Annotated in this window: 11 protein-coding genes; 6 read left to right on the forward strand and 5 right to left on the reverse strand. The window is 61.2% G+C overall.

The annotated features are described in order from the left end of the window. Window positions 1-428: 428 nt before the first annotated feature. Window positions 429-575: a hypothetical protein gene (locus M3461_07905; GenBank protein MDQ3774279.1), complete on the forward strand. Its 147-nt coding sequence runs from the start codon at window positions 429-431 to the stop codon at window positions 573-575. Between the two features lie 56 nt (window positions 576-631). Next, window positions 632-1,021, forward strand: a complete 390-nt coding sequence (gene apaG / locus M3461_07910; protein MDQ3774280.1) for a Co2+/Mg2+ efflux protein ApaG — start codon at window positions 632-634, stop codon at window positions 1,019-1,021. Window positions 1,022-1,143: 122 nt separating this feature from the next. Here apaG and M3461_07915 read toward each other — a convergent pair whose 3' ends face one another. Further along, window positions 1,144-1,755 (reverse strand): DUF2845 domain-containing protein, encoded by a 612-nt coding sequence (locus M3461_07915; GenBank protein ID MDQ3774281.1) that lies wholly within the window; start codon window positions 1,753-1,755, stop codon window positions 1,144-1,146. Window positions 1,756-1,783: 28 nt separating this feature from the next. On the opposite strand from M3461_07915, the gene M3461_07920 reads away from it, so the two are divergent. The 3 genes from M3461_07920 (at window position 1,784) to M3461_07930 (ending at window position 4,168) form a co-directional block, all read left to right on the forward strand. After that, on the forward strand, window positions 1,784-3,064 hold the full coding sequence (locus M3461_07920; protein MDQ3774282.1) for an ERG4/ERG24 family protein: 1,281 nt from the start codon (window positions 1,784-1,786) through the stop codon (window positions 3,062-3,064). A 25-nt stretch (window positions 3,065-3,089) separates the two neighbouring features. Continuing rightward, window positions 3,090-3,644, forward strand: a complete 555-nt coding sequence (locus tag M3461_07925) for an ERG2 family protein (GenBank protein ID MDQ3774283.1) — start codon at window positions 3,090-3,092, stop codon at window positions 3,642-3,644. A gap of 293 nt (window positions 3,645-3,937) precedes the next feature. Continuing rightward, window positions 3,938-4,168: a hypothetical protein gene (locus M3461_07930; GenBank protein MDQ3774284.1), complete on the forward strand. Its 231-nt coding sequence runs from the start codon at window positions 3,938-3,940 to the stop codon at window positions 4,166-4,168. Window positions 4,169-4,689: 521 nt separating this feature from the next. Here M3461_07930 and M3461_07935 read toward each other — a convergent pair. From M3461_07935 to M3461_07950, 4 genes are all read right to left on the reverse strand, one after another. Next, a complete protein-coding gene (locus M3461_07935) occupies window positions 4,690-5,184 on the reverse strand; it encodes a hypothetical protein (protein ID MDQ3774285.1) in 495 nt (164 codons plus the stop codon). Continuing rightward, a complete protein-coding gene (locus tag M3461_07940; protein ID MDQ3774286.1) occupies window positions 5,160-5,669 on the reverse strand; it encodes a hypothetical protein in 510 nt (169 codons plus the stop codon). Before M3461_07940 ends, M3461_07935 begins: the two co-directional genes overlap by 25 nt. Before the next feature lie 532 nt (window positions 5,670-6,201). Continuing rightward, window positions 6,202-7,329: an ATP-binding protein gene (locus M3461_07945; GenBank protein MDQ3774287.1), complete on the reverse strand. Its 1,128-nt coding sequence runs from the start codon at window positions 7,327-7,329 to the stop codon at window positions 6,202-6,204. 724 nt (window positions 7,330-8,053) lie between these two features. Continuing rightward, window positions 8,054-8,815, reverse strand: coding sequence for a sterol desaturase family protein (locus tag M3461_07950; GenBank protein ID MDQ3774288.1), 762 nt, complete (start codon window positions 8,813-8,815; stop codon window positions 8,054-8,056). Between the two features lie 487 nt (window positions 8,816-9,302). Here M3461_07950 and M3461_07955 point away from each other — a divergent pair, with 487 nt between their 5' ends. After that, window positions 9,303-9,506, forward strand: coding sequence for an AbrB/MazE/SpoVT family DNA-binding domain-containing protein (locus M3461_07955; protein ID MDQ3774289.1), 204 nt, complete (start codon window positions 9,303-9,305; stop codon window positions 9,504-9,506). Window positions 9,507-9,906: the final 400 nt, after the last annotated feature.

Consider the following 9,906-nt stretch of genomic DNA (forward strand, 5'->3'; position numbering starts at 1 on the left):
TCGGGCATCCAGTTGCCACCCGACATGAGGGGCTCTATCCACTCGATGCAGGCCACGCGTGGCCGGGAGGCGAGCCGGCGCGCGGTCGATTCGACAGCGGCCATCCGTTCACGGAGCGAGGCCACCAGCCGGGCACCGGCCCCCGGCGCCGCACTCGTGCGAGCGGCCTACGAGATCGTCGCCGAAGCCGAGGGCGCAGACGATCTCGGTGCTCGAGGCGATGAGCGAAGCGATGCGCATGCGCGCATCTTGCGGCGCCCTCCCCCTCGGGGTCAAACATCCGCCGCGCGGGCCGAGCACTGTCGGACCGCGGAATCCACCTTCGGCGGACGTGAGCCTCGTGCGCGCTCCGTGCCCCGGCCGCGGGGCCCAAGTCACGTCCGCCTTCGACCGGGCGATCATGCGGATGTGCGAATACTGCCGCGCCCGTGGATCGACCGCCTGGGCCGCCACGCGCGGTACACCGCATCCTAGGCCCGCACGTCGCCGATCTGGCGGACCTCGAGATCATCGAGACCCTGCAGCTCACCGAGGCCATCACCTATCGCCATCTGGGACGCAGGACTGGCTCGTAGCGCGACCGGCCTCTGTGTCGACGAAAGGCTTGCGCCACGGCGATCGATCCGGTCAAATGCGCTGTATGCCAGATGCCCATCACCGCGTCGCGGTCCGTTCCGAGAGCGCCTACATCGAGGAGCAGTCCTCACCCGAGGCCAACCAATTCGTGTTCGCCTACACCATCACCATCGAGAACACCGGGACCCTGCCTGCGAAGCTCATCACGCGGCACTGGATCATCACAGATGCCAACGGCAAGGTGCGCGAGGTGCGCGGCGAGGGTGTGGTCGGCGAACAACCCTATCTGCGGCCGGGCGAGGCGTTCCGCTACACCAGCGCCGCGATGATCGAGACCCCGGTCGGGACCATGCAAGGCAGCTATCAGATGATCGGCGACGACGGGGTGCGTTTCGACGCCCCGATCGCAGTCTTCAGGCTCTCGCTCCCCGACATCCTGCACTAGCTAGCGCGCGGAGCGCCCGCGTCGCCCCAGAAACGCCCCCCTGGCCCGGCCGCTCGCCGGTTGCATCCAAGATCTCCTCTCTTGCGTAACACCTTTCGAACGGCGCCGTTTGATCAACCCTTTCAGTCATCCCTTGGTCGTGCGATGGCCGGGGCGAGGTGTCGCCCCGGCCGTTTCCTATGCGGTGGTGTCGCTCGATAGGCTAGCTGGGGCCGGGTCACGGTTTCGATGTTGACCAGCCGGGTCCCCACGAAGGTCAGTATGCGTTGGAACGCCCCGGGCCCCGGTTCGTAGTACCACTGTTCGACGAAGCGCTCGTTGGCCCCCGAGATCTGTTGTTGAGAAGCCGGACGACCGCACTTCTTTAAGACCTCGAACGAGGTGTCGCCGGCCTGACGAGGGAGGTACCGCAGCGAAACGTGTCGGCCCGGACCATGCCTACGGCGAGCCCGACAAGGAGCGCCGCGACGATGAGTCGGTTTCGCCAGCGGGACGAGCTTGGTCCTCTGATCCCGGTCTTCACCCTGATAAGCATAGTCGATCCCTGCGTCGGGACGCTCGATGAGGGTCCGCCCCCACCGGGGCGAGCTCGTCTCCGTCGCCCGTGACCATATCCGCCACCTGATCGGGGTGTGATAAGGTATACCCTCGACCCGCCGGCTCCCTGACGGGGGTCGGGGCGCGGCCGGAACTTGCTCCGAACCGGTGAGGGTCGGTTCATTGCCGCGCGTCATCGAGACACGATATTCCATAGCCACCCCTATGCCGACACTCGCATCCATTCTGCTGGTGCTTTGTGCCCCGCCGTTTGTCATCGTGCTCTGGTACACCAATGTGGCGCTCGGAGGATCCCTTTTATCCCTATGGGAGTTATGCTCACGAGAGGGGTTGTTCACGACGATCTACGCCGTCTGGCGGCCGGTGATGTTCGGCACGCCGGAGGCATGGAGGATCCTGGGTGCGTTCGGGGGGCTGCAACTCCTGTTGATGCGGGTAGTGCCGGGCAACTCGTTTCACGGCCCGGTCACGCCGCGCGGAAACATCCCCGTATACCGGGCCAACGGCCTCTCCGCGTTCGCGATCACCCTGGCGCTCTACTGGTTCGGTGCGATTTATCTGCGCCTGTTTCCCCCCGGCATCGTATACGACCACTTCGGCGGCATCCTGGGCGCGCTCAACCTGTCCGCCCTGATCTTGTGCCTCATGTTGTATGTGAAGGGACGGGTCGCACCCTCGAGCAGTGACACCGAGCACAGCGGTAGTCCCGGGTTCGATTTCTACCGGGGTACCGAGCTCTATCCGCGCATCCTCGGCTGGGACGTGAAGCAGTTTACCAACTGCCGCATCGGCATGATGGGCTGGGCGGTGATCATCATCTCCTTCGCCGCCAAGCAGCGCGAGCTACACGGTCTCAGCGATTCGATGCTGGTCGCCGTAGCGCTGCAGCTCATCTATATCACGAAGTTTTTCTGGTGGGAAACCGGTTATCTGAGGACTCTCGATATCGTCCACGATCGCGCGGGCTTCTATATCTGCTGGGGATGTCTCGTATGGCTCCCGGGTGTCTATACCTCCGCCACCCTCTATCTGGTCAATCACCCGCGCCACCTCGGTATCTCACTGGCCGTCACCATCTTCATCCTGGGCGCGACGTGCGTGATGATGACCTACCTTGCCGATCGGCAGCGGCAGCACGTGCGCGCCACGAACGGCCGTTGCAGGGTATGGGGCATGCGGCCACGGATCATCCGTGCGCGCTACTTCACCGAAACCCGCGATCCGGGCCAGAGTCTCCTGCTCGCTTCCGGCTTCTGGGGGATCAGCCGCCATTTCCATTACCTGACGGAGATCCTGGGCGCCTTCTTCTGGAGCGTACCGGCACTGTCCGAACATTTCATGCCCTATGTCTACGTGACTTTCCTGGTAGTCTTGCTTGCGCATCGTGCCATACGCGATGACCGGCGTTGCGCGGGCAAGTACGGACAAGACTGGGAACGGTATTGCCGACTCGTGCCTTACCGGATCGTACCGGGCTTGTACTGATCTGAGCCGCTCCTGGAGGAGACTGATGGGATACGTGTTCGATCCCGCGCGCGTGTGCGAAATCTCGAAAATAGGCATCGGCCTGCCGCACCCGGAGATGTTTCAGGTCATCACGGATGAGCTTGCGAGAAGCTTTCCGGGTCGGATCACCACCCAGCCCGAATGGTTCTTCAACAATGCCGGGGGTGCGATGGGTATGTTGACCATCCTGTACGCCTCGTGGAAGGAGTACCTCATTTTTTTCGGCACACCCATCGATACCACCGGGCATACCGGTCGGTACTCGTTCATCGAAGACCATTGCTTTCTGCTCGACGGCGAGATGTGGTATTACGCCGCTGGGCAGACGGGAAAGACGGTTTATAGACCTGGGGATACCATCTATCTGGGCAAGGGCGAGGCGAAGTGTTATCGCATCGTCGATCACGCCTGGATCCTCGAGTATGCCCGCGGCCCGATCCCGACCATGCTGCCGTTCGGCCTCGCCGATTCGCTTTTCAGCACGCTTGATTACAAAACCGTCTTCCGCACCTTCCGGATCTACGGCAGGCACGTGATACGGAACACGTTTCGTCGCTGATCGCCATCAGCGCATCGGGGGGCCCATACCCGATCCGGCGGTCAGCCCCTCCCTCGCGCTCATACAAGACTCGGCCGGCCGCGCGGCCTCGATGCCGTGGCTCGCCATTGCGATCGGATACGGAGGTGTGGCGTATGGATCGGGCTTCAGAAAATTTTAGGCGATCCTTAAGAGGGCAGCCTACCAACCAAAGCGTCCACGCGCGCTTGGCGAGAACGGACTTCGTCCAGCCAGTGAGTGGGTCGGGGGAACCAATATTCGAGACGGTGAAGAAGGAGGCGTGAGCGGCGGACATGCTCCATGAAATCGACCTCGTCGGTGACTACAATGCGTTCGGGAAGCGGCGACGGCTGGCGGTGGTAAAGATCGTCGCAGAGGGGAAGGCTCGCAGCGTAGCGTGCAGCAGCGAGGTGGAGATCAGCCAGAGCCAACAAGCGGGCGCGCCGCCCTTGTGGGGCTTTGCGAGCCTCCAAGGGCATCCGCAGAACGGCGCGAGCAGGGTGAAAGCGGTCAGCGGGGTCTAGATCAACGCGCAGAACTACCAGCACACGGGCGAGGAGGTCGCGCGTTGTGTCGTTGGTCGAGCTTTGCGTGCCGACAAGGTCGTTTTCCAGCTCTTCGCGAACGGCTTCAAGCGCCGCGCGGTCAGACCCGCCACGGAAGATGGGTCTGGCATTGGTGGAGAGACGCACGGGAGTAGGCTCGCTCCCGCTCGGTGCGCGCAAGGAGATCCAACCAGCGTGCGGCGTCCTCTTCCCGACCCAGCTTCAGAGAAACGAGAAACGCTCCTACAGCTTTTCCTGATTGTGTGTAACCGGAATAGCTCTCATCGTAATCAGCCCAACTTTGCTCCCACCATCTCAGGGCACCGATCCAGTCTCCGGTCTGTTCAGCCAGTTCAGCGCGTAGGTGGGGCAAATCCCCCTGGGGAACGCGCGGGTGACAGGCAGCGAAGGCGGCCAGCGCGTCCAGCCTAGTCGCTGCCTCTTCCGGCGTCGGGCGACGGGTGGTGAACCAACCGTGGGCACAGCTTGGAAACCGGCGTTTAGGAGTGACCTCCAAAGTGCTTGTTAATCCTCTGCACCACGACTTGGGCTATGTCAGCATCGTCGCGGTTCAGTTCGCGAGCCACATCTTCGTTCTTCGCCTGCCGCCAAGCGTCGACTGTGGGGAAGCGGCCAGCGAGGCGCGAGAAAACGGAGCCATCCCAACTGAAGGCATGGAGAATTTCCTTCAGCCGGTTGATCGAAACAAACCGCTTGCGGTCAGCCCCGGCGATTAGCTTCTCCAAGCTCTGCTTTTTGCGCATTTCTTCATCGAAGAAGCGGGCAAGATCGGGGACGGGCAGTTTGTCGTCATGCTGCACGTAAATCAGTCCCTGAAGGTCGGAAGGGAGTTCGGGTTTCACTGTTCCTTCCGGGGTCTTGCAAAGAAGCAGGATCGGTCGGTTGCGGGCACTATGGCGGGCGGCATCGAGTTCATACATGACATTGGGATTGTGATCCGATAGCTCGGCTAGGAAGGCGTCGGCAATATCCATGTGCAGCCAGACATTCTCGCGAAGTTCCTCGGAATAGACGCGGTCGCGCGCCAGATGAAGTTGAAAGCCCCATTCATCCTCCACGACCTTGCGAAGGGCAGCCCCGAGGGAGTCATAACCTTTGAAAGGAAGCATAAGAAACACCGTGCGGTGCTCGGCTTCTGTTTAGGCTGAGAAAGTGCCTCCATGCGCTGGCGTTCCTTTTCTAGCTTCCTGCGTTCGTCTTCCAGCTGAGAGCTTTCCTCGACATAATTCAAGCTGCGCTCGAGCAAAGCTGCAAATTGGTCGTGGAAGATTTTGGCGTTACTGGCCGTGAGCAGCTCTTGATTGTATAGGATGGCGTTGTTGTAAACGCCGCGCATGAGGTCCTGAACTTCCAGCGAGTGGAAGCTTTGTTTGGCGAGGCGCTGGATAAACGGATTCGAGCCATTGATCGTGAGACGCATGCCTTCCCCCCGTGCCATGAGCAACAGTTCAGCGGCCATTTCGCGGAGTCGCTGCGAACTATTGGGGTCGTCTAATATCTGTCGGGCTTTCAGTTGACTGGGGGGTCAAGGCTGAGGCGCGGATAACGGCAACCAAGTCGGAGGGCTGGAAGTAACGAGCCTCAACGCGCAGGCGGGCTCCGCCCGGACTAATGGCTTGGGCCATGACTTCCGCGAGACGTCTTACCGGAGCATCGCCGTCGCCATCTGCGGGGCGGAACAGGCTCGGGGTCCTCCTCGCGGTCCATAAAGATCAGATCGAAATTCAGCTTACGGGAGAGTTCTTCCAGAATCTTATTATCCCAAGGGTGCGACGCATTGACCACAATCGAACCGTTCGCATTGGCCATCTCGAAATACTGGTTGGCTGAACTCGACGTAGTGAAAGCTGCAAGTCGCTTCGAGCCGCTGCCGGGGCTAGTAGGCAGCAGATCAAGGGTCTCCCCGATCTGTAGGCGTCGGGAAGGTGGCTCGCCGCTGCGGATAACTATATCCTTTTCCCCGCTGTTTACTCTCCAGTCGAGAAGATGAGCTAACTTATCGAAGAACTCGTCGTAGAAATCGCAGGCAGCACGGAAGGCGAAGGAATGGAAATTAAGGATGTCGTTGAGGCGGTCCCGGTCACGGCTCTTGAGGCTTTCAAGATGGCAGATGACGGCATGGCCGAGGGCTTCGCACAGTCTGCCAAAGGTTTTTCGTCGCGTTGAAAGTTATCACGGGCGGCTGTGGGCGTGAGCGCCGGCGTGTCAATAACGCCGTTCACGAACGTTGCCCATTTGGGCAGCCGGTCTGTCGCAGTCTCGCAGAGGAACATGCGCTTTTGGAAAACCCGGACGGTTCTGGGAGGCTCGATCATGATCATGCGGGCGCGTGAGATGTACAGGACACCTTTGGCTTCAATTTCGCCCATTAGTCGGATGGGAATAGTCTCCAGCACGCTGTCGCGCATCCTCTTTTCCAAGTAGATCATGCAGTCGAAACGTCGCTCCTCGTCGGAAACACCTTCCCGCTCCCAAGGCATGTGTATGGCGTTTATTGGTGCTTCTGAGGCGCCGACATGGATGGGGACGAGGAGGAGGTCACAATATTGGCGGATGACCTCCTTAACCCTGTCATCAGCGATAAGGGCGTGGTCGCCGATCTCCTTAAGTTTGACGTGGACGGTAGTGCCTGCAGCGGGGACTTCGACAGGTTCGAGGGTGTACTGCTTGTCGCCCGTGTTGAACCAGCGCCAGCCTTCAGATTCGCCCGCACGGCGGGTGAGAACCTCGACAGTGTCGGCGACGACGAAAGCGGAAAGGAAACCTATGCCGAATTGGCCGATCACGCCCTCAATTTCTTTGGCTTCGCGGGTGCCGCTGGCGCCGATGCTGGAGAGGTAATTCTCAAGGTCGCCTCGGTTCATACCGAGGCCATTATCCTGAAATGTAATCCGATCGTCCTCTGGGCGGCAGTAGATGTCGATGCGCCCGCCGAAACCCGGCTCTGCCGCCATGCGACGCCGAATGGCATCGTGGGCGTTTTGGATCAGCTCGCGGATGAAGACTTTTCTTTCGCTGTAGAGGTGTTTAGCGAGAAGAGTGATGATGCCTTGGAAGTCGAACTGGATTTCCTGTTGGCTAGTTTCGGAAGACATGGCGATAAAGGGTAGGAATTTCAACGCTAGTTGTCAAGGGGCAATGTTTCCTCCTACGGGCTGGGCGGTGATTTGGCGGTGTGAAAGCAGTCCACAACGGGGCGGAAACGCTCAGTTGGGTCGCCCCCGTGGGGTTTGGGGGGCTCTGGGGTTGGCATCCCGTGCTCGGGCGCGAGCGCGCCAGCGCTGGGAAATAGGCCTTGAGCGGTAGGAAGGTTCGGGGTGGGACGGCGCCTACCAGCTCATCCGCTGGTCGAACTCATACACGGGCAGGGGTCGCTCAAGGCAAACGCGTCGACTTCGCGTCGATCGAAGTCGACCTCGCCGCGGGGTGGACCGCGGGCCGAGGCGATGGGCGGTGGCCGGTGGGGCTCGCCGAGGTGTTCGAGGATGCGGTAAATCGATCCCCGGTCAGTGATAAACCCGATCAGGTCATAGCCTCGCCACAACGGGGCCGAGGAGCGGGAAGACTTGCATCCTCGGCGCGCCCAGCAGGCCCAGGCCTGGCTTTCATAGATCGTGGTAGCAGCATGGCCCAGAGGTAGCGGGTAGGCGGCTTTGCCTCGATCGCCACGCGCGCTGGCGTGGTTGGGGGCCTGAGCGTATCCGCGCGCCCCGCGGACGGCCGCTCCACGGGTAGGCCGGCGCGGCGGGGAGATCAAGGCAGCGACCGGCGAGCCACTCCAGTGGGGTGAGATGGAGCACGGCCGGACCATCGGGCCGCTGGCCGCGGGTATGACGGGGCAGATCACGTTGCCCGCCGGGGCGGCCAGGAGGCGGAGAAGCGTTCCGGCAGATCCGCCGGGCTGTGATAGGTCCCGCACAATCGATCCCAGAAGGTGAAGAACTGTCCGTAGTTGTACCGGAAATACCAGTGGTGGGCCGTGTGACATCCTGCATGGTTGACGAAGTTCAATGGAGTCCAGCGGATGCGATCGTGGATCATGACGGCCCAGATTGTCACTAGGGTAACGAAGCCGTTGTATACCCACACGTGCAGGGGGAACAAGAGCGCACAGAGATGATAGGGCAAGGCCTGTGCAAACGAATCGAGCGGATGAAACGCCAGGCTGGCCAGCGGTGTGGGCTCTCGAAACCGGTGGTGGAAGACATGCAGGTGCCGGTACAGAAAACGGGTATGCAGGGCGCGGTGGATCCAATAGATGGACGTTTCGGCGACGGCCAGGACGGCGAAAATGCTCCCGAGCAGATAGGGCCAACCATGCTCAGCCACCGAGAAATACACCTCGCTCGCGCCGGACAGGATCAATACCTCGAGCGGCAACATGAGGAGCGCGTTTCCGGAAACTGAATAGAGCGACCACAGCACCGATCTGCACAGCTCGTTCGGATCGGGGCGGTAACCCGGATGGTGCCTCTCGCGCCGTAAGACGAAAAACATGAGGTAACTGCCCCCGGCCAGGATCGCATAGAGACAAATCCCGAAGAGCGACAGCATGAGATACAGGCCGGCCAGGCCATAGCTCTCGTTGACCCAATGGAATACCATGGTGGTTGCCTTTCATGCCCGCGGCACGGTCTGGCGGGCGCGCTGCGAATGCATGGATTCTATCCCACGCACTTGGGGGATTCAAACGTGGCAAACTGCCACCCCCCGGGGGCGACCGGTTGGCGCATCGGTCCGACGGGACGGGCACCGCGAGGTAGGGGCTTTCGGGTACGCGGAGGCTACCTCGGCGGGGACGGCGCTGATCGTCGCCCCAGACCGGCGAGTGCCCTTCCGCGGGACGGCGTGCTTCCGCCACCGGCCCCATACGCGCCGGGTCTATATTAAAAGCTGGGAGGCTAGCGCAGGTCGGTCCGAGTAGAGTGTGATAAGCGATCGCGAGCCGCACCGAATCAAGGCCTCGAACGATGCGGTCCTCTTCGTTCACCGCATCCGGACTTGCCGCCCGGAGCGACAAGGCATAGGATACACTGTGACAAACGTATATCTTCTGGTGATGTCATGCAAGTAGCTAAAGTGGGGTAACAGCCTGGCGGTACGTCTACCAGCGGCCGTGGTCGAAGCGCTCAAGCTCAAGGAAGGCGATCAGATCGAGATCCGCATCGTCGGCGAGCGCGCGTTCGAAATCGACCGCGACAGGAGCCGTGAGCGGGCCATCGAGCGCATCCGCAGGCTGCGTCGTCCCCTGCCCACCGGATTCAAGTTCGACCGCGAAGTAGCGAATGAACGCTAAGGCGTTCTTCGATACCAACGTGTCGATCTACGCGTTCGCGCAGAACGACCCTCGCGCCGAGGCCGCCGAAGCTCTGCTCGCCGCCGGCGGCATAGCCGCTCTGCCGTCGCGCCCTCTATGCAACCGATCGCGACCGAGCTTCCCACCAAAATCACGCGCTTTTACAACCCCGTCAACGCCCAGAGAAACGCATCCGCTGCGCCGGCATCCAACAAGGCCCAAAGCTCTGTGGCATTGACGCTAGATCTGGGCAATGCGACAGCCAACACTCGCTCTGGACTTCCCCCCGTTCCGTGGACGATTTACGGCTTGGGATTCAAGCCGTGCATTGCGGTGGTTGCGGGTTCGGTGTTGAACATATCCTCCTCTCGTAGTTGACGGGTGACAAGTAGGCGATGGA

The organism is Pseudomonadota bacterium (genome assembly GCA_030860485.1).
Taxonomy (GTDB): Bacteria; Pseudomonadota; Gammaproteobacteria; order JACCXJ01; family JACCXJ01; genus JACCXJ01.

What these genes read in the sequence shown, in the direction of transcription:
- apaG (MDQ3774280.1), top strand. Translation starts at nt 632, where the DNA reads ATGCGCTGTATGCCAGATGCCCATCACCGCGTCGCGGTCCGTTCCGAG.
- M3461_07915 (MDQ3774281.1), bottom strand. Translation starts at nt 1,755, where the DNA reads ATGACGCGCGGCAATGAACCGACCCTCACCGGTTCGGAGCAAGTTCCG.
- M3461_07920 (MDQ3774282.1), top strand. Translation starts at nt 1,784, where the DNA reads ATGCCGACACTCGCATCCATTCTGCTGGTGCTTTGTGCCCCGCCGTTT.
- M3461_07925 (MDQ3774283.1), top strand. Translation starts at nt 3,090, where the DNA reads ATGGGATACGTGTTCGATCCCGCGCGCGTGTGCGAAATCTCGAAAATA.
- M3461_07930 (MDQ3774284.1), top strand. Translation starts at nt 3,938, where the DNA reads ATGCTCCATGAAATCGACCTCGTCGGTGACTACAATGCGTTCGGGAAG.
- M3461_07935 (MDQ3774285.1), bottom strand. Translation starts at nt 5,184, where the DNA reads ATGGATATTGCCGACGCCTTCCTAGCCGAGCTATCGGATCACAATCCC.
- M3461_07940 (MDQ3774286.1), bottom strand. Translation starts at nt 5,669, where the DNA reads ATGGCCGCTGAACTGTTGCTCATGGCACGGGGGGAAGGCATGCGTCTC.
- M3461_07950 (MDQ3774288.1), bottom strand. Translation starts at nt 8,815, where the DNA reads ATGGTATTCCATTGGGTCAACGAGAGCTATGGCCTGGCCGGCCTGTAT.